Source organism: Halococcus thailandensis JCM 13552 (genome assembly GCF_000336715.1).
GTDB lineage: Archaea > Halobacteriota > Halobacteria > Halobacteriales > Halococcaceae > Halococcus > Halococcus thailandensis.
Genome location: NZ_AOMF01000050.1, coordinates 1 through 17,798 on the forward strand (window position 1 = coordinate 1; position 17,798 = coordinate 17,798).

At 58.9% G+C, this 17,798-nt stretch carries 18 protein-coding genes; 4 read left to right on the plus strand and 14 right to left on the minus strand.

The window, feature by feature from the left end; translation table 11 throughout:
• Window positions 1–281: 281 nt before the first annotated feature.
• The 11 genes from C451_RS02370 to cbiT are packed head-to-tail and all read right to left on the minus strand — an operon-like array spanning window position 282 to window position 9,187.
• Window positions 282–1,514, minus strand: a complete 1,233-nt coding sequence (locus C451_RS02370; protein ID WP_007737266.1) for an outer membrane protein assembly factor BamB family protein — start codon at window positions 1,512–1,514, stop codon at window positions 282–284.
• 13 nt (window positions 1,515–1,527) lie between these two features.
• Window positions 1,528–1,899, minus strand: coding sequence for a DUF3209 family protein (locus tag C451_RS02375; protein WP_007737268.1), 372 nt, complete (start codon window positions 1,897–1,899; stop codon window positions 1,528–1,530).
• A complete protein-coding gene (locus C451_RS02380; RefSeq protein WP_007737270.1) occupies window positions 1,896–3,122 on the minus strand; it encodes a CbiX/SirB N-terminal domain-containing protein in 1,227 nt (408 codons plus the stop codon). The genes C451_RS02375 and C451_RS02380 overlap by 4 nt, the downstream gene beginning before the upstream one ends.
• On the minus strand, window positions 3,119–3,820 hold the full coding sequence (locus C451_RS02385) for a hypothetical protein (RefSeq protein ID WP_007737271.1): 702 nt from the start codon (window positions 3,818–3,820) through the stop codon (window positions 3,119–3,121). Before C451_RS02385 ends, C451_RS02380 begins: the two co-directional genes overlap by 4 nt.
• Window positions 3,813–4,058 carry a ferredoxin gene (locus C451_RS02390; protein ID WP_007737272.1) on the minus strand — a complete coding sequence of 82 codons (246 nt, stop codon included), beginning with the start codon at window positions 4,056–4,058 and terminating at the stop codon, window positions 3,813–3,815. Before C451_RS02390 ends, C451_RS02385 begins: the two co-directional genes overlap by 8 nt.
• On the minus strand, window positions 4,048–5,082 hold the full coding sequence (gene cobJ, locus C451_RS02395; protein WP_007737273.1) for a precorrin-3B C(17)-methyltransferase: 1,035 nt from the start codon (window positions 5,080–5,082) through the stop codon (window positions 4,048–4,050). The genes C451_RS02390 and cobJ overlap by 11 nt, the downstream gene beginning before the upstream one ends.
• Window position 5,083: 1 nt before the next feature.
• Complete coding sequence (locus tag C451_RS02400; protein ID WP_007737274.1) at window positions 5,084–5,938, minus strand: precorrin-3B C(17)-methyltransferase; 855 nt, start codon at window positions 5,936–5,938, stop codon at window positions 5,084–5,086.
• The gene (gene cbiG, locus C451_RS02405; protein ID WP_007737275.1) at window positions 5,935–6,927 is read right to left on the minus strand and encodes a cobalt-precorrin 5A hydrolase; all 993 of its coding nucleotides are present in this window, start codon (window positions 6,925–6,927) and stop codon (window positions 5,935–5,937) included. Before cbiG ends, C451_RS02400 begins: the two co-directional genes overlap by 4 nt.
• Window positions 6,928–6,930: 3 nt before the next feature.
• Window positions 6,931–7,785 carry a cobalt-precorrin-4/precorrin-4 C(11)-methyltransferase gene (locus C451_RS02410; protein ID WP_007737276.1) on the minus strand — a complete coding sequence of 285 codons (855 nt, stop codon included), beginning with the start codon at window positions 7,783–7,785 and terminating at the stop codon, window positions 6,931–6,933.
• Window positions 7,782–8,624 (minus strand): cobalt-factor II C(20)-methyltransferase, encoded by an 843-nt coding sequence (locus C451_RS02415; protein ID WP_007737284.1) that lies wholly within the window; start codon window positions 8,622–8,624, stop codon window positions 7,782–7,784. The genes C451_RS02410 and C451_RS02415 overlap by 4 nt, the downstream gene beginning before the upstream one ends.
• The gene (cbiT, locus tag C451_RS02420) at window positions 8,621–9,187 is read right to left on the minus strand and encodes a precorrin-6Y C5,15-methyltransferase (decarboxylating) subunit CbiT (protein ID WP_007737285.1); all 567 of its coding nucleotides are present in this window, start codon (window positions 9,185–9,187) and stop codon (window positions 8,621–8,623) included. The genes C451_RS02415 and cbiT overlap by 4 nt, the downstream gene beginning before the upstream one ends.
• A gap of 147 nt (window positions 9,188–9,334) precedes the next feature.
• Here cbiT and C451_RS02425 point away from each other — a divergent pair, with 147 nt between their 5' ends.
• Both C451_RS02425 and C451_RS20535 read left to right on the plus strand, forming a co-directional pair.
• The gene (locus C451_RS02425; protein WP_007737287.1) at window positions 9,335–10,150 is read left to right on the plus strand and encodes a DUF7839 domain-containing protein; all 816 of its coding nucleotides are present in this window, start codon (window positions 9,335–9,337) and stop codon (window positions 10,148–10,150) included.
• Window positions 10,151–10,192: 42 nt separating this feature from the next.
• Complete coding sequence (locus C451_RS20535; protein ID WP_007737289.1) at window positions 10,193–11,152, plus strand: GHMP family kinase ATP-binding protein; 960 nt, start codon at window positions 10,193–10,195, stop codon at window positions 11,150–11,152.
• Between the two features lie 372 nt (window positions 11,153–11,524).
• Here the strand turns inward: C451_RS20535 and C451_RS02430 are convergent, their stop codons facing one another.
• The 3 genes from C451_RS02430 to C451_RS02440 all read right to left on the minus strand — a co-directional run bounded on the left by C451_RS02430 (window position 11,525) and on the right by C451_RS02440 (window position 15,550).
• Entirely contained in the window at window positions 11,525–12,697 is a 1,173-nt protein-coding gene (locus tag C451_RS02430; RefSeq protein WP_007737296.1) for a sugar-transfer associated ATP-grasp domain-containing protein, read from the minus strand.
• A gap of 40 nt (window positions 12,698–12,737) precedes the next feature.
• Window positions 12,738–14,282 (minus strand): oligosaccharide flippase family protein, encoded by a 1,545-nt coding sequence (locus C451_RS02435; RefSeq protein ID WP_007737297.1) that lies wholly within the window; start codon window positions 14,280–14,282, stop codon window positions 12,738–12,740.
• 128 nt (window positions 14,283–14,410) lie between these two features.
• Window positions 14,411–15,550 carry a sugar-transfer associated ATP-grasp domain-containing protein gene (locus C451_RS02440; protein WP_007737298.1) on the minus strand — a complete coding sequence of 380 codons (1,140 nt, stop codon included), beginning with the start codon at window positions 15,548–15,550 and terminating at the stop codon, window positions 14,411–14,413.
• Window positions 15,551–15,803: 253 nt separating this feature from the next.
• Here C451_RS02440 and C451_RS02445 point away from each other — a divergent pair, with 253 nt between their 5' ends.
• Window positions 15,804–16,808: a sugar-transfer associated ATP-grasp domain-containing protein gene (locus tag C451_RS02445; protein WP_007737299.1), complete on the plus strand. Its 1,005-nt coding sequence runs from the start codon at window positions 15,804–15,806 to the stop codon at window positions 16,806–16,808.
• A 61-nt stretch (window positions 16,809–16,869) separates the two neighbouring features.
• Window positions 16,870–17,798: hypothetical protein (locus C451_RS02450; RefSeq protein ID WP_007737300.1), on the plus strand; the 929-nt coding region annotated here is incomplete at its 3' end.

Below are 17,798 nucleotides of genomic sequence, written 5' to 3' on the forward strand. Positions count from 1 at the left end.
AGCGTGCATGGGGTGGTCTCGGTTTGGTCACCAGAGACAACCCCCTCCTGAAGGGAGTCAGTTGCTACCGAAGTCTAGACCGCTTTGCGACACGACCAACTAATTGAGCCATCAATCCATGATTTCCGGTTAACACGGGAGACAGTAGCGCCTGCTAGTCCGGACGAATCCGTAAGCGATAACCAGTGATTTCGCGACAAGTTCGATCCCGAGGCAATTCTATTGGATGTCGAAGCAGGGACGGATGATTCAAAAAAAAAATTACAGCAACTGACCTTACGCTATTTTTGACCAATCGAACCGACCAATAGCTGGTACGCGCCGTGATTCGTTCCCTCGTCGTGGTAGACGACCGGCTCTTCAATGGCGGCGAACGTCTCGTCGTCAAGTGTAACTGCGGTGACGATACCATTCGTTTCGAGAGTGGTTCGGGAACCAGTATTCACCTCAAACATACGAAGTCCGTGAATGGCGCTATCACGCGCCCGAAAGTGCTGTGCGCCGGGCACGGCCACGCTGTCGCCATCGGTGGCGATTTCGCCCGCAAATCCACCGACCGAATCCGTCCATATGCGCTCGCCATCGCAGTATCCAAAGATCGTGTGCTCGTCAGGATGGAGCGAGTCCGTCTTGCGCCCCTCTGTCGAGTAGGTGTTTCCGGTGATGAAAACGATGGCATCATCCGTTGCGTGAACGTGGTTTGGGTAGGAATACAGTGTCTCGTCATCGATTTCGACCGGCGTAGCGAGATCCGTCTGCCACCGTTCGGTGCCATCCGCTCCGAGAAGATAGCCACGGTAATCGCCGTGACTTGTGACTGAGGCCCTGTTTTCCATGAGCGAGACATCACCGACGCGCCGCTCGCCATCCGTACCGGGATCCCAACCATGTAGTTCCGCGCCGGTTTCGGTGTCGAGAACGACCAGCCCGGACTGGTGGGTTCCGGGACAGCGGTTGTACGCGACCGCAAGGCGAGAGTCGCACACGTCGAGACTGATCGGTGAGGCATCGGTTTCGTAAGTCCACGAAACATCGCCATCCGCGTCGAAAGCATAGACGACGCTCGTGAACGACCGGTTTTCTCCATCGCGCTCGTAGCGACGTGCGGCGGCGTAGAGTCGTTTTTCGTCGGATGTGATGTCGACGACGAATGGCAGGAAAAATCGAGACTGCTTCTGTGGATCACCGATGTCCTCGGCTGTAGCATATCGCCAGCACGTTTCGCCGGTCTGGCTGTCGTGAAGCCGAACCTCACCATAGGAACCACGCTCGCCGACCACGATGCCACCGCTGAACGGCGCTACAAAAACGACTGCGGCCCGTTCGTTCGATGATTCCGCTCGCCAGCGCTCGTCAAGTGTCTCCCGGTCGTAAGCGAGCACGTCGCCAGCGGCTGTCCCGACGACAACCGCATCCTCGGTCAGCGCGACGGCTGAGCGCCGGCCGGCGTGTCTGGACCGTGCCGGCTCAATGCCGCCGAGACTGACCACCCGGTATTCGACTGTGCGACCCATCTGTTCTGGTGTGTTACTCATCGACCGGGAACGTCTCGTGGAGCAGGTCGTGGGTTTCGCCCACTCCCTCAAGGATGCTTTCGCCCTGCTTGGTCAATCGGCGGACCGACTGCTCGGCATCGCGGACCGCCACCAGCCGACCGCGGAGGTAGTCGTATTCCGGATCGTCTGTGTCAGTGGCGGCGATTTCTTCCTCCAAGTCCACGAGCGCCGCGTCGAGGTGGCGTTCGATTTCTGAGAGTGTTTTGGCCTGCGTGAGAGCCTCGATAGGTCCCTCCAGATGTCCGTCGAGTTCTTTCTCAGCATGTTCACGCGCGCTTCGGTCCGCGGTGCCGAGGACGTTCATCAGTCCGAGTCGGAACGCTTCGAGTTCGTAACAGCTCATAGTGTTTGATCGACGAGGTCCGAAACGATGCGATCGCGGTCGAGGTGCGATGAGACGATGCGTTCTACGTCGTCAGTGTCGACACCGCCGTACCAGATGCCGTCGGGCGATACCGTGACCATCGGCCCGTCGCCACACCGTCCGAGACACGACGACCGTGTGATACGAACGTCACACGCGTCTGAATCGCGCGCTTCCTGACGGAGGCGTTCGAGCACGGCTGGCGAGCCGTCTGTGGCACAGGTCTGATTCGTACAGACAGTAACGTGTTTTTCGGGCGCGTCGTGGGCGTGCGGATCGTCGGCGACGTTCTCGCGGTCGGCGTGGGTTTCGTTATGGGTTAGCGCCCGGAGCATCGCCCGCGCACCGCCTGTGTCCTCCTCATAGCCGTCGAGTTCGACCTTGTACTTGCAAGTGTCACACGACATCTCGACGCTCTCGGTTCTGGCTTCCTGCCAGCGGTCAGCGAGCACATCTAGTAGTCGTGAATCGATGCCGAGCGGGTCGCCGGCCCCGGTATCGACGTAGGGATAATCATCGTCGAATTCGGCCGTCCGGTCGCGGACTCTCTCGGTGAGCACGCCATCGCCGAGCATGTACGGGAGCACGACCACGGCATCGGGCCGGTGTTTGGCGACCGAGTGCAACGTCTCGTTGAGGCGCGGTTCGGTAACTCCGATGAACGACGTCTCAACACGACTGAACGGCCGACCTTCATACAGCAGGCGGGCGAGTTTGTGCGCGTCGCTGTTGGCGTCCGGATCGCTTGATCCTCGCGCACAGAGCACCACCGCCACATCATCGGTCGCGCGGTCGATTCCCAACGCCGACTCGACTGCCGCTGCCCGGTCATCAAGTAAGTCGATAATGGCGGGGTGGACACCGAGGTGGGATCCGTTGTGGATTGTGAGTTCGGGGTGAGCCGTGCGGGCCTGCCGAACTGCCACCGGCACGTCGTTTTTGACGTGGCTCGCCGCGAACAGAGAGAGTTGGACCACACTCACCGTCGAGACGGTCGGTGCGAGTCCCGCGATGGCGTCGGCAATCGACGGGGCAGCAAGCTCGAGGAATCCCGCATCGACGGGGACGCCCAATCGCTCTTCCATTCGGGCGGCCAGCGTGCGAACTTGCTCGTTCGACTTCTCGCGCCGAGAGCCGTGACCGACCAGCAGGACCGCCTCATCATCAAGTTCGGCCGGTACGTCTTTCGCGCTAGCCGTCATCCGAGATCACCGACATCGCTGCCGGTCGCGCGCTCGACGCTCCGGCGGAGTTTCTGTCGTCGTCCATCAGAGTAACACCCCGATTCGTTGCTTCCGGTATAGACCCACTCAGCGAATTCCCCAGTATCGGCATCGTCTGCGAGTCCGAACCAGTAGCCGCCCGATGAAGTCTCGGCGAGGTCATCGGTAGGAACATGCAGGTTGGCGTCGGCGAGTAACGAGCGAATCGTCTGCAGCAGGCTCTCGTTGTCATGGACGAACGAAATCCCGACCGATCCCGATGATTCGCGGAAGCAAACCGTTCCGCAGGCTTCGAGGAGGCCACGAACTAGCGGCGCACGATGGTCGGTGAACGAATCGAACCGATAGCCGCCCGGCTGGCCGTCGATTGGCAATCCGAGCGCCGCACCCGAGCGGTCGGCCGGGGAACCGAAGACCTGTATCTCGTATTCGTCCTCATACCGGACGATGGAGGCATCGTGGGCTGACTCGCGGGCGGCAACCTGGTGGCCGGTCCGGTCGGCACCTGCGATCGTCGCCAGCGCATCCGCCGCGCGTTCGTCCTCTGTGTGGACGGTCACGCAGTTCCCCGTGAGCTCGCCATTGCCCGCGACGCGACCCCAGAAATACGCTGTTTCTGGGGTGGCCGCGAGCAAGTCCTCGGCAGGTCCCGGGGCTGCGTCGGTGGTTTCATTCATTGTCCACCGCCGTCACGTCGATTGCGCCGACTGGACACGCACGGGCGGCCTGCCGAGCGTCTTCAATTCGGTCGTCGGCGAATCGTGCGGTCAGTTCGTCGTCACCGTTGGCGCTGCCATCGGTGTCGATAGTCGCCAGCCCGTCCGACGCCTCGGTGAAGCGGTCGTCGCGGACCAGACACGCGAAGATTCCGTCACAGGCGTCGCGGTCAAGTCGGACTTGGTATTCAATAGTCATATTTCGACTCGTAGCCCCGTGGCGTCACCATCCGATCGTCCCAGACGTAGGTTTCCTCGTTGCCGACGAGGATAGTAGTCGTCATGTCGATGAGGTCGGTCTCACCGAGTTCCTCCAACTCGCCGAGTTCCACGATTTCGACTTCCTCGTCCTCGCGGCCCGCGCCGTGGACGATGCCCACGGGCGTGTCGGACGCGCGGTGTTCCAGCAGGATTTCACAGCATGCCTCGAAGTTCTCGCGACGCTTGCGGCTCCACGGGTTGTAGATTGCAACGGTAAATCCCTCGCCTGCGACGGCGTGAAGCCGTGATTCGATGTCTTCCATCGGCGTGAGGTGATCCGACAGCGAGATGCTCACAGTGTCGTTGACGAGGGGAGCACCGAGCCGTGCGCCGCAGGATTGAGCAGCGGGAACGCCCGGAACGACCTCGAAATCCACCATGCTCGCCGTCGCGCCTTTGGATTCGAGGATTTCGAGCGCGAGTCCAGAGAGCGCATACACATTTGGGTCGCCGCTGCCGATGATGGCGACGTCGTTGCCCGCGAGCGCGCGGTCGATTGCCTCCTCGGTGCGGGAGACCTCGCCGCACATCGGCGTGTCGTAGAGATCGTCGGCTGATTCAATGACTTCTGCAGGCAGGAGGTCGATGTACGTCGTGTAGCCGACGATGTGTTCGGCTGCCATGAGTGCCGCGCGGGCGCGCTGGGTCATTCCCTCGGCCTGTCCGGGTCCAAGACCGACCGCAACGAACCGGCCGGGGTCCGCATCGAAGTCATCAACCGTCGAGGCGACCTTCTCGTCGGTTTTCTCCTTTTTCGATGCACCACAATTCGATTCCGACGACTCAGAGGAGCCACCGCATTTCGAGACACTGTTGTCGGTGCTCGCGGCGCTCGTGACGCCACCGTCAGTCTGTGTCGAGGCTCCGCAGTTCGATCTTGATTCCGTTTCGGCACTGTTCGAACCGCAGTTGGTTTCGGATTCGGTACTCGCGTCGTTGTCGGTGGTGTTGTCAGTGTTCATTTTAGAAGTCCTCCACGTCACGTCCGCCACGCGGGGTGACGAGGTACTGCCGGTGGTCGTTTTCCCAGACATTTGTCTCGTGAGTGCCGACGAGGATGGAAGTCCCCATCCCGCCGACCTCGTCGTCGTGATCGTTGGCGTCGCCGAGGGTGGTGATGGTGTGGGTCTCGTCGTCCAGATTCCGGCCCGCATCACCGCGTCCGGCATCATTGAAAATCCCGACGGGAACGTCATCGGCGCGCTCCTCGCGGAGTACGTCGATGGCACGCTCGTAATCCCGCCAGCAATTATAGAGGACGATAACAAACTCGGAGATGGCCGCTGCGCGCAATTTCTCCTCAATTTCGTCCCAGCCGCGCCACTTGTCCGAGAGCGAAATCGTGCAGAAGTCGTTACTGAGCGGTGCACCGAGGTTCGCTGCACCACCCAAAGCCGCCGTCACGCCTGGCACGATTTTGATGTGAACGTCGTCGGCGTCTTCGGCCTCAGCCATCGTGAACAGCAAGTCGGATTTTCCATAGACGTTCGGATCGCCGCCTGAGACGTGGGCGACGTCCTCGCCGTTCCGAACCCGCTCGAACGCCTCGCGGGCGAGTTCGACCTGTTGGCCCATCGAGGACCGGACGATTTCCTGTTCGGTTCCATCGGGATGAACCGCCATCCCGCCGTCGGTAACGGCATCTTCGGATGGAATGGTGCCGTCTTGGCGCAGGAATTCTTGATAGAGGTTCGATGCGATCACACAGTCGGCCGTCGAGACGATGTCCTTCGCGCGCTGGGTCATCGCATGTGGCAGTCCCGGCCCTATGCCGACGACATAGAGTGTACCCATCCCCTCGGTTGATTCGCTCGTCATCGTCCCACCGCCACCGTCACCGCGTCGTCGAATCGTTCTTTCTCGCGCGTGAGTTCGTGGTCGCGCCCGCCAGCGATGGCCGACGCCTCAGCGATGCCGGGCCAGCCGATGAGTTCCTTCGAGCGTGACGGGCTAGGTCCCTCAAATTCTTCTAAGGTCGCTTTTTCAAAGAGCACGACCCCCGCGTCGATTTCCTGTGCCGCCTCGTAGAGTCCTTCTTCACCCTCCTTTCGCGTCCCGGTGGCGACGAACTCGACATCGGCGACGTTGAGGCCGAGGTCCGCGAGCGCGGCGTCCCACGCATCGAGGACCTGCTGTTTTCTCACACCCGAGACGGTACCCGTCCCGAGAACGACTCCATCGTCGCTGTTTCGTTTGAGGACAGTCACATTGTTGCCCGCGAGGACCGCACGCGGGCCGTCGAGACGGGCAACAGGTCCGAGTTCGTCGTTCAGGACTGCAAGATTTGTCGCCACTGTCGAGTCGCCGTTGACGACGTGGGTGTCGAGGGCTTTCGCCTTGCTTTCGACTCCCTGCTTGCCCGCGGCTTCGCTCGCGGTGGTCATTGCAGGAATAGCACCCAATGTGGACAGGTCGTAGGCGACCTGATTCGCGCCGTGATGGCCGCCCGTGATGGGAATGGCCCACGTGAGTTTCTCGTCCACGACCACGATGGCGGGATCGTCCCACTTGCTGTCGAGCAACGGCGCGGTTTTGCGCATTGCAATCCCCGAGGCCATCAGTCCGATGAAGCAGTCGTATTCGCCCCAGTGTTCCTCGAAAACGTCGCCGTGGTACTCGATGATGTCCACACGGTCGTAACCGTCGCCGATTCCATCCTCGATTTCGTGGGCCGTATCGAGTTTGCGTTCGAAGCTGATGATAGCGATTTCTTCAGCCACTTCTCCGTCCGAATCCGGGGTCGAACAGTGGCCGCCCGATTCCTCGTCCGTGTCGTCGGTGTTTGTGTCGGTTGTATCAGTGCTCATGATTCAATCGTCCGCCTCGCCTTGTCCTCGATTCGCCCAGTCTCCGTAGAGATACGACCGCTCATAGCCCGCTTTCCGCGCGGCATCGCCGATGACGACCATCGCGGAGGCACGGTAGCCGGCGCTTTCGAGTTTCTCGTCAATGGTGGCGATCGTTCCCTCTACGATATCCTCGTCGGGCCACGAGGCGTGATAGACGGCGGTCACGGGCGTCTCTGGATCGTGGCCCTCGTCGAGAAGTCGGTCCATCGTCTCGCCCACGGCGTGGGTTCCGAGATAGATGCAGGTTGTCACGTCGCCCATCCCGACGAACTCGCCGATGTGATCCTCCTCGGGGTCTAAGGTCTTCCCCTGCGGCCGGGTAAACGCGACGTGGTTTGACACCCCATTCAGGGTGAGTTGGGTCCTGAGTGTCGCACTCGCCGCGAACGCTGAGGTCACGCCCGGAACGAGATACGTGGGCACTCCCTCGTGCTCGAGCGCATCCATCTGTTCGACCGCCGCCCCGTAGATCGCGGGATCCCCACTGTGAAGACGGACGACGGTTCGTCCGTCCTCGTGCGCATCGCGCATCAGTGGAACCAACTCTTCGAGGTCCTTGCCGATGCTCGATACCTGCTCGGCGTCGGCACAGAACTCGGAGAGGATCTCGCTGTTGACCAGCGACCCTGCGTGGACAACCAAATCGGCCGCCTCGACCAACTCTTTTCCTGTGACGGTGAGCAATCCGGGATCGCCGGGACCGGCACCGATGAATGGAATCCCCTCTTGAATTTCGCCGGCGGTCCGCTCGCCGATGCGCGGGTCGCGCTCGCTGCGGGCCGTTGCCGAATCGATGGCGTCCTGCGGGTCGGTCATCGCGAAACTCTCGAAATCTCGTCGCCACAGAGTTCGCCCTCAGCGCGTTCGATTCGTGCGACCTCGCTCGGCATCTCGTCGGTTAGCTCTCGATTTTCCTCCGATGTGGGCCCGCCATTTGTCTTCGTCACCGCTTCAGTATCCGAAGTGGGCGCGGTCTCGAACGTCGCGGTGGCAGGTTCGGAATCGAGGCCGCGTTTTTCGGCATACGCCAGCGTGTAGTAATCTCGGTTGGCCAATGTTTCGGGATCGTCGGTCACGACGGTCTCGCCCTGCTCCATGTAGAGTCGACGACCGTACACCACGTCGTAACCCGCCTCCACGAGTTCTTCGTGAGTCGCGGGCACGTCCGTGACTTTGAACAGCACCATCCGATCCGGACCTGTGGGAGCCGCGCCGCGGGCGGCTTCGTGGAGCGCGATATCGTCTCCCGACGCTATTTCGATGCCGAGTGCGGTGGTGAAGGCCGTGACAGCACTCACGCCGGGCACGATTTCGATCTCGATATCCGGATGAAACGCGGTGAGGGTCCGCCGCAAGTGACCGAACGTCGAGTAGACGTTCGGATCGCCCAACGTGACGAAGGCGACAGTTTCCTCGCGCGCACGTGGTGCGATTTCCTCGGCGGCCTCCTTCCACGCCCGACGGAGCTCGTCCTCGTCGCGGGTCATCGGGAAATCGAGGTCGCCGATGCAGGTTTCTGAGACGTGTTCGGTTGCAACCGACCGCGAGAGGCGTCCGGGTGAATACACGACCGTGGCCGATTCGAGAATCCTCTTTCCGCGGACGGTCACGAGGTCGGCTTCGCCGGGACCGAGTCCGACACCGTGGAGAGTCACGGGGTTCCTCCATCCGTTGCGACCCCGCCGGTTCCGCCGACGAGCATATATACCGGATTATCCGAATCGAAACTCGTTGCGCCTGCGAGATCGTAGCCGTGACTTACTTGGAACTGTACGACGTCATCGAGAAGGTTCCGATCGCGGAACGCCTCGGTAGCCGCACCGGCGACTTCGAGCCGCGAGACATTCATGACCACCCTGTCGATACCGGTTTCGACCGCGTGGTCGAGAACCTCCTCGTAGTTGCGGCTGCCACCGAGGAATAACACATTCGCGTCGTCCGGCAATCCGTCGGGCGCTTCCGCCTCGCGGAATTCTACGCCCTCGACGTCGTTTGCGGCGAGGTTCTTCCGAGTGGTTTCCAATCGTTCTGGCTTTCGTTCGAGTGCAGTGACCCGACCGGCGCGCCGAGCCGCTTCGACCGTGACGGCTCCGGTACACGAACCAACCTCTGTGAAGTGGTCGGCCGGTCCGAGATCGAGTTTGCTCAGAAGGACAGCCCTGACTTCTGGCTTCGTCGGACCAGCCTTCGCCTCGTGTGGAAGCAATACGCTCGACATCACCGTGGACAAATCGCGCAGACTGTAAAACAATTTTGGTTGTTCTAAAGAATCTCTAATTGTGTATTCCGTGGTGGATAGGGTTGTAATGCAACCTCACCCGAGATAAAGCAAAACTACTTGAGCTATCATTGCTGAGAATGTATAATGTCGAAGAATACTGACGACGCCGACGGCTCCAGTGTTCTCCAAAGCAAACGCAACGCCACCAGATATCAAATTTTGGTACAGATTGCGGAGCGACAGCCGGCTGTAAGCCAACGGGAAATCGCTGACGCTATCGGTGTCACTGCCCAAGCCGTGAGCGATTATCTCCTCGACCTTGTCGAGCAAGGATATGCTATTAAACACGGCCGCGGCCGATACGAGGTTACCAAGGAGGGTGTCGACTGGCTCATGTCACAGACCGATGCGTTGCACGAGTTCGTCCAACATGTCTCTGAGGACGTCATTGGGCAAGTCGAGATTGAAACTGCCATCGCAACGACGGCAATCAACGAGGGAGAAACCGTCTCGCTCATGATGCAAGACGGGGTTCTGCGGGCGCTGTCCGGCGACGTTGGCAACGCAACTGCAGTTGCGGTAACGGATGCAACTGCCGACCGAGACGTCGGCGTCACGGATTTTGATGGGGTTGTCGATTACGACGTAGGGACGGTGACGATTGTTTCAATTCCTCACGTCGAAAACGGGGGTAGTGCAACAGTAGACCCAACTCTGATATCCGACTATGTCGACACGCACGAATTGATTGCGACTGCCGGCACTGAAGCGTTAGCCGCAGTCCGCGCAGCGAGTCTCGAACCGGATATCCGATTCGGTACTGTCGCCTCTGTACGGGAAGCAGCCACAAAAGGACTGGATGTCTTGCTACTGGCCACAACAAACGTTCTTTCAGCGCATACGGATGAACTTCGGGACGGAAACATCAGTTATGAGGTAGTCGATGCCGCTGAAGAGTGATCTATTCACTGTAGGCAGTAGAAGACGATCAGAGTTTCACCTATGAAAGCGACCGCACAAGCATATCCGATTCAAGGCTTGATCAAGTATCATGGACTCAGAAACGCCGAGTACAATATCCCGTATCATGACTCAATTTCTGTTTGCACGGCTCCATCGAAAACGCGCACCACTGTGGAGTTCGGCTATAGAAGTGATTCCTGTCTCGTGAATGGCACTGAAATCGACAACGAGGGTTATGAACGTACAACAACGGTCCTTGATCGGATTCGGAATCTTGCGGGTATAGATACATCTGCTCGAGTGGTGTCTAAAAACACCTTCGAATCAAATGTGGGTCTCGGTGCTTCAGCATCCGCGTTCGCAGCACTCACGCTTGCGGCGGCGACAGCTGCGAAGCTAAATCTCTCCCGCAAAGAACTCTCTGCGGTAGCGCGGCGCGGTGCAACATCAGCAGCACGAAGCATAACTGGTGGATTCTCACATCTCCGATCGGACCAATATGATAAAAACTGTGTCGCAGAGCCAATAGCGAACTCATTTGACGAAGACATTCGGATTGTGGTTGGAGTGATATCACAGTACAAGAAGACTTCTCGTGCGCATAGAGAAACTCCACAATCTCACCTTTTCGGCGGGCGACTCGCGTATATACATAGTGCCCTGGTAGAGATGCGCGAAGCAATCCAAAATGGGAATTTCGAATCGGTGTTCGCGCTCGCTGAACAAGACTCACTGAGCCTCCTCGCAGTAACAATGACGGGTCCTGAAGGCTGGATTTACTGGCAACCAGAAACCCTCAGTCTACTCTCACTGGCACGTCGCCTACGCGAAAACGGTATTCCAGTCTTTTTCTCATCAGACACGGGAGCGACAGCATATCTCAACACAACCACCGAGTACGCTGATAAGGTTGCGAGTGAAGTTGAAGCATTAGGTATCGAATCTCGCATTTGGAAAGTCGGAGGCGGCGCTGAGATTGTTGACGACCACCTATTTTGAGTGGTATAAAATTTGAAGGTGTTATATAAAGAATAGTATACAGTCAAATAAAATTATATCGCAATATTCAATCTCCGAATGTTTCGACGGCTGAAGATGCTCTGAGTGCGAGGCACATTTCGTGTTTCACTGACAACGTAGCTTCCATATCCTCACTCGGGATTAGAGAGCTAAGCACGGGGAAGAGAGATTCAGTACCTCACGGACTCAACAGTTGATTGCTCGCAAGATATTCTGTGAAGAAAACAGCAACAGACACCCGTTGAAGAGATCGATTTGACGTCGAACAACTAGCCCGCACCAAACAAACTGATCTCGGCGATACTGTGTTTTTTCGTTACCGTTGATCTGGCTACTCGATCAACTGAAGACTCACTCTTCAGGGACGATTCCATGATGTTCGTAGAACCGCCGAACTCTGGGGTCATTGAGTAGTGGTCCGTGAACCTGGAAGAATCGAATGTTTGGAGCGTTGTTGCCCTCGATGACCGTGAACGTGCCTTCTCCCGTAACCACGAGGTCCCAGCCGATGTACGGAGTATGCGAGAAGGTCGCCGCCATCTCGAGAAGTTGCTCGCGGATCACTGTCCAGTTCGGAATCTGTGTATCAGTGATCTGCACGCCTGTATCTGGATGGGTTTCGTGCCAGTTGAGGCTGCCTGAGAACGGGAACTGGAAGCCGGCGGTCAGCCGGCCGGTTTCGCGGTCGATACCAGTTGCGAGGCCGCCGTTCGTGAAGTTATCTACCGGTGCCGACTGCCGCGTTCCAATACGGTGGGCAGCGGCCGCAACAAACGGTTCGTCTGCCTCGTCGTCGTACATTGTGAGCACCCGCAGCGTGTTCGCCGCATCGGGGAATAGTTCGTTCGCGTAGTCGGCCTGCTCAACGACTTCGGAAACGAGATAGCTGTCAAGTGCACCGATGATGGATTCGAAGTCGGATTGACCATACTTCTCGCCATCAATGTGATAGACGCCATTGCCGTACGAGCAGCGCGTGACGCCCATACCCCCGCTGCCCCGCCACGGCTTGAGCATGAGGGCTCCCTCCTCGTGCAGGTGTTCAGTGATCCACGTCGCGGCGTCGGTCGTCTCTTCTAGACCATCGGTAGTCGTTACTGTGCCTCCACCAGCGGGTTCGAGCGAGCGCAGATCGTGGAAACGTCCGCGTTTGAGCACTCCATAGGTCGCGACCCGCTGCTCGGCGAACGGCTCCATCATCCAGTGAAAGAAGAGCTTGTTGTTGAGCGCTTCCCGTTGTTCGTCGTTGATCCAATAGGCCCGCTCGCGTTGGAAATCGGAAAAGTACTGGCGATAGTTGTTCTCGTCGATGTCGTAGAGTACATTGGCCTGACTCAGAAAACCATGTCGCCAGAGCCAGAGTCGCCGACCAAGCGGCATCGACAGCCACGCTTTCTCCCACGTCAGCACTTCTTTCTCGACGAATCGGCGGTACTCCGTTAGGGTGCGCCGCGTCTTTCGCCTGTTTCTATCGAACAGCCGATACGAGCCACGAAGCAGGTCGACGAGACGCTCGGAAATCATATCAGCCGTACTCTATTGGAGTGATTAACCGTTGTGACATTCAGTTCTCATCGGGGATGTATCGCCGGATGTACGGGATTCGAACCCCGAGTCGGCCCTCGATCAGTTCGAGCGGGATCTCGTCCTCGGGTTGGAAACAGCCCGTCACTGCACAGACCACGAGTGTAGCAATCCCTGCGACGACGCCGAAAACCGGGATCGTCAGCAGGTTCAGCGAGACGGCCGACGAGAGCGCGAACGCCGGCGGGAACAGGAGCAAGGGAAGGAACACGTACATCTTGACGGTGTAGCGCGAGAACGGCGAGATCCCGGCGACGTGATAGAGGAAGGCGAACGCGACCCAGTTGAGCGTCGCGAACGAGAGCGCCGAGGCCGCCGCCGCGCCGACGATGCCGTATTGCGGGATCAAGAGGACGTTGAGAACGATGTTGGCGACCGCCGAGATAACGTTCACCGCGAGAATCGAGCGCGTGTAGCCCAGTCCCGAGAGCGCGTTCTGACAGTAGCCGGCCATCCCGCTGACGAAGAAGCCGCTCGACAGGATCGCGAGCGTGGCGCCGACGCCCTGACCGATGTATTCGTCGCCGAAGACCGCATTGACGATGTCGGCCGGAAACGCGGCGAACGTCAGAAAGACCGGGAAGCCGACGAGCACGGTCCACTTGGCGGTGAGTTTGTGAACACGGTCGAGCTCGCCGCGGCGGCCGCTCGCGTCGAACCGCGAGGTCAGCGGGAGATAGATGAAGCCGAACGAGGAGAAGATGACGCCGAGACCGAGCGCGAGCGGGTAGGCGACGTCGTAGATGCCGACGCTCGCATTGGAGAGATAGTAGCCGAGCATGATCGTATCGATCTGCGAGAGCAGTTTCGTCACCGCCGCCGAGAACAGCAGCGGGAGCGAGAACCAGAGCAGCTGCCGGCCGTGCATCCGTACCGGGCCGCGCAGCGACATGAGCCGGTTCAGGAAGTAATGGATGGCGAGGAACCCCGCCGCGCCGGCGATGACGTAGGCATAGCCCGCCGCGAACACACCGAAACCGGCGAGGAGAAGGGCCACGAGCAGGCCGAGGCGTAGTCCGTTGTAGAGCAGGTCCCGCGCGTATGTCCGATAGATGGTGTTCTCGAAGCCACGAACCCCGCCAACGCCGAGAGATTGACCGACAAGCATTGGGATAGCGAGAACAAACAGGGCGGCCAGCCGCGAGGCTTCGTTGTCGAAGATGGTGCTGGTGACCCACTCAAGACGGGTGAGGAGCAATGCCGTGACGACGAGCGTAACGATACCTGAGAGGGCCAATCCGGTGAGCCACGTGCCACGCTTGTCGCGCTCGTCCTCGAAGCGCGACATGAATCGTGGAATCCCTTGGTCGAAACCGGCGATGCCGAAGGTGAGTCCGAGACTCATCACGGCGATGCCGAGGCTGACCTCCCCATAGGAGCCGGGCGGAAGGAATCGTGCGATGATGACCCGCTCGACGAGTTTCGAGGAGGAGCCGAGCAGACTCCCGACGAGCACGAGGCTGGCGCTCGATACCACACCCGTGAGACCGGTCCGATCGTCGGCCATCTCCTCGTTGCTCGTCATTTCTCAGCAGTCATTGTTCCATTGCTACCGTTTTTGTTTCACCAGGCGGTCGACGGACGGTCGTTACTCACACCGGGTACGGTTGAGCGGATTAACGCACCGATTCAGAATCCTTGAGGCTAACAAGCTCAGAGTGCATCGTAGTGGTCGTAAAAGCGTCGGACACGGGGATCATCGAGCAGTGGTTCGTGAACCTGGAAAACGCGCACGCCCGAGCAGTTGTTGCCCTCGATAAGCGTAAATTCACCCTCTTCAGTGATCACGAGATCCCAGCCTACGTAAGGGATTTGCGAGCACCTGGCTGCAATGTCGAGGATCCTTTTTTGGATCGTTGGCCAGCCGGGGATCGAAACACCGGTGATTGGCGCGCCCGTGTCAGGATGGCTGGTGTGGCGCTCGCGGTGACCATCGTAGGGGTATTGGATCGCCTCGCCGAGCTCGCCGGTTTCACGATCGACGGCTGCAGAGAGACCGCCGCGTGACCAGTTATCGAGCGGGGCCGATCGATCAGTCCCGATACGGTGGGCGACTGCTGCGACGAATGGTTCCCCGGAATTAGGATCGACCATCGTGAGCACCCGAAGCGTGTTGGGCGCGTCGGGATAGAGCGCGCTCGCGTAGGGGGCCTGCTCAACAAATTCTGAAACCAAGTAATCGCCGAGATCGCTGATACGCGCTGCGAACCGCTTCTTGGAATGATCCTCGCTGTTAATGCGATAACCATCCCCGGTGCGCTCACACATTAGGATGCGCTTACCAATGGTACCGTAGGTAGGCTTGAGTACGAGGCGTCCCTTCCTCTCAAGAAGCGTCATAACGCGATCAATGGCATCGGCACCGCATGCAGCCGGTTCTTCAGCATCAATGGGCGTGTAGCGACCGTTCATAAGGTGGCCGTAAACAGTCGAGCGATGCTCGGGAAAGTCGTCAAGGAGGTGATGGAAGAGAAGCTTGTTCTCGAGTGCCTCGCCCCACCGGCCGTTGATCCGCTGGGTCAGGTCGCGCTGGTAAGAAGAGAGATAGCGATGATAGTTCTCTGCGGTGACGCCGTCCTCACCGTAGAGGACGTGGGCTTGACTCAGAAACCCGTGTCGCCAGAGCCATAACCGGCGTCGAAGTGGCATGTGAAAGCGTGCGATCGCAGGGGCTTCCTCGTGAACGAGTAGTCGAAGCGCGGCACCGGGACCACGCTCGACAAGCCAGCGCGAGGCACCGTATGCAGCCCAATAAATATCGCTCAAGCATCCGTAGAGGCGTTCGTTGAGCATGGTACGAAACGAGGACGACCTGGGATTAATGACGTTCGTTCTTCGTCGACGGCTCTTCTTCTCAAGCACGCTCCATGGCAGTTATCACAATGTGTCGTGTAGCCCGTTCATGAACAGCGAGCGGGTCTACGGCCTAATGAAAGCAGCATATCGAGGGGCCACTGGTGAGCACGCGACCCGCCTGTCACGTACGCTTACACAGCTTAAACGATTTGCCAAGAGCGAGGTCTCGACCTGGCGTTCGCCGGTTTCAATGCCCCTCACCCGGCGGCTCTGGCTCTGGCGTCACGGCTTTCTGAGTTCAGCGGATGTCCTATATGATCTCGATGAAACCAACTACCACCGCTATCTCTCTTCATATCAACGTGAGCGTGCGGCGTGGCTCAACGGCGAGCGGAGCGTTGCCTTCGATAACAAGCTGCTTTTTCACTGGATGACCGAGCCGTTCGACGACCAGCGTGTCGAAACGTATGGCCTTCTGCGAAACGGACGTTTTCACGACCTGCGATTGCTGCGCTCGAATAGTGAGGTGTCTGACACAGCCGACGCGGCCGAATGGGTTACGGAACGACTGCGTGAGGACGGCATGCTGGTGTTAAAGCCCGTCACCGGCGGCGGAGGAAAGGACGTCAGGCTCTGTACGTATTCCGACGGCCGCTACTTCGTCAACAACGAAGATCACTCTCAAGAGACGTTCACAGATCTGGTTGCTGGACTCGACGAATACCTCGTCACCGAACGAGTCGAACAGACCGCCTACGCCGACGAACTCTATCCTGATGCGGCGAACACTCTCAGAGTGCTCACTATCTACGATGACGAGGCTGATGAGCCGTATCTCGCGGGCGTTGTCCATCGCATCGGTACTGACCGGTCGGCTCCGCTCGACAACCTCGTCCGTGGTGGGGTGGTTGCCGATGTCGACCGTGAAACCGGCAAACTCGGCGAAGCAGTTCGCTATCTCGGTGCAAAAGAACCCGTTCGATACGAGAACCATCCGGATACGGGAGCACAGATTATCGGAACGACGGTTCCAGGCTGGGCAGCGATCCGGGAGCAACTCCTCGAGATGGCGGCGACTTTCTCACACGCTCCGTATATTGGCTGGGACATCATCGTCACTAATGACGGCGAGTTCACGGTCATCGAGGGCAACAACTGCTCAGGCGTGCGCGTTTTCCAGGTTCACGAACCACTGCTTGATGATCCTCGGGTTCGCCGTTTCTACGAGCGCCACGGGATCATCCCATCCGAATGAACACGTGGTGAGGGCGCACAGTTCGGAGTGTTTTTCCGCTGTTTGAGCCTTGTGTCGACCAATGTACGAGCTCCGCCAGTTGCGGCGCGCAATCGCCAATCCGCGACTGTTCGTCCGCGAGCTGAATCGGCTCTATTACACCCACCTGCACCGCCGAACGTACAATCCCAGCGGCGTTGATATCGTTACTGCCGACTGGGACAACCTCTACATCCTCGATGCCTGCCGGTACGATGCCTTCGCGGCTCGCTCAGATCTGCCTGGCCGTCTAGAACGCCGGCAATCGCGTGGCTCGATGACCGCGGAATTCCTGCGAGGGAATTTCGATGGGCGCGATCTCACTGATACGGTCTATGTCACGGCAACGCCGATGTTCTACTGGAATCGTAATCGCGGTGACGTCGATGCTACATTCCATGCAGAGATCAACGTCTGGCAGGACGATGGCTGGGACGATGAGTTCCATACCGTGCGCCCGGAGACGATGGCCGAGCGAGCACAGCAGGCAGCGGAAAAATACCCGAACAAGCGGCTGCTTGTCCATTTTGTCCAACCACATTTCCCCGCGATCGGTCCGACGGGCGAGGATCATCCCGAACTCAACAGCCTCCGAGTCTGGGATGCCATCGACATGGGTGATCTCGACCTCCCTGATAAGGTCTATCGAAAGGCGTTCACCGAAAATCTCGATGCCGTGTTACCCCATGTCCAAGAACTCATGGACACGATTGAAGGCAAGACGGTCGTCACCGCTGACCACGGCCAGATGCTCGGCGAGCGGTCGTTTCCAATCCCGTTTCGCGAGTATGGCCACCCGCCGGGCATCCACACTGATACACTGCTCATGGTGCCATGGCTCGTTCACACCAATGGTCCACGCCGGAAAATCATTGCCGAAGAGCCCGAATGTAAACCCGATCATAGCGGTGAAACCGGTCCACAGGATGAAACTGTCGAGAGCGAAATCGTCACCGATCGCCTCGAAGACCT

Excerpts from the sequence above, each read along its gene's own strand:
- C451_RS02410 (WP_007737276.1), bottom strand. The coding sequence starts at position 7,785 with ATGACCGACCCGCAGGACGCCATCGATTCGGCAACGGCCCGCAGCGAG.
- C451_RS02380 (WP_007737270.1), bottom strand. The coding sequence starts at position 3,122 with ATGACGGCTAGCGCGAAAGACGTACCGGCCGAACTTGATGATGAGGCG.
- C451_RS02375 (WP_007737268.1), bottom strand. The coding sequence starts at position 1,899 with ATGAGCTGTTACGAACTCGAAGCGTTCCGACTCGGACTGATGAACGTC.
- C451_RS02425 (WP_007737287.1), top strand. The coding sequence starts at position 9,335 with ATGTCGAAGAATACTGACGACGCCGACGGCTCCAGTGTTCTCCAAAGC.
- C451_RS02435 (WP_007737297.1), bottom strand. The coding sequence starts at position 14,282 with ATGACGAGCAACGAGGAGATGGCCGACGATCGGACCGGTCTCACGGGT.
- C451_RS02370 (WP_007737266.1), bottom strand. The coding sequence starts at position 1,514 with ATGGGTCGCACAGTCGAATACCGGGTGGTCAGTCTCGGCGGCATTGAG.
- cobJ (WP_007737273.1), bottom strand. The coding sequence starts at position 5,082 with ATGAACACTGACAACACCACCGACAACGACGCGAGTACCGAATCCGAA.
- C451_RS02400 (WP_007737274.1), bottom strand. The coding sequence starts at position 5,938 with ATGACGAGCGAATCAACCGAGGGGATGGGTACACTCTATGTCGTCGGC.
- C451_RS02390 (WP_007737272.1), bottom strand. The coding sequence starts at position 4,058 with ATGACTATTGAATACCAAGTCCGACTTGACCGCGACGCCTGTGACGGA.
- cbiG (WP_007737275.1), bottom strand. The coding sequence starts at position 6,927 with ATGAGCACTGATACAACCGACACAAACACCGACGACACGGACGAGGAA.
- C451_RS02430 (WP_007737296.1), bottom strand. The coding sequence starts at position 12,697 with ATGATTTCCGAGCGTCTCGTCGACCTGCTTCGTGGCTCGTATCGGCTG.
- C451_RS20535 (WP_007737289.1), top strand. The coding sequence starts at position 10,193 with ATGAAAGCGACCGCACAAGCATATCCGATTCAAGGCTTGATCAAGTAT.
- C451_RS02440 (WP_007737298.1), bottom strand. The coding sequence starts at position 15,550 with ATGCTCAACGAACGCCTCTACGGATGCTTGAGCGATATTTATTGGGCT.
- cbiT (WP_007737285.1), bottom strand. The coding sequence starts at position 9,187 with ATGTCGAGCGTATTGCTTCCACACGAGGCGAAGGCTGGTCCGACGAAG.
- C451_RS02385 (WP_007737271.1), bottom strand. The coding sequence starts at position 3,820 with ATGAATGAAACCACCGACGCAGCCCCGGGACCTGCCGAGGACTTGCTC.
- C451_RS02445 (WP_007737299.1), top strand. The coding sequence starts at position 15,804 with ATGCCCCTCACCCGGCGGCTCTGGCTCTGGCGTCACGGCTTTCTGAGT.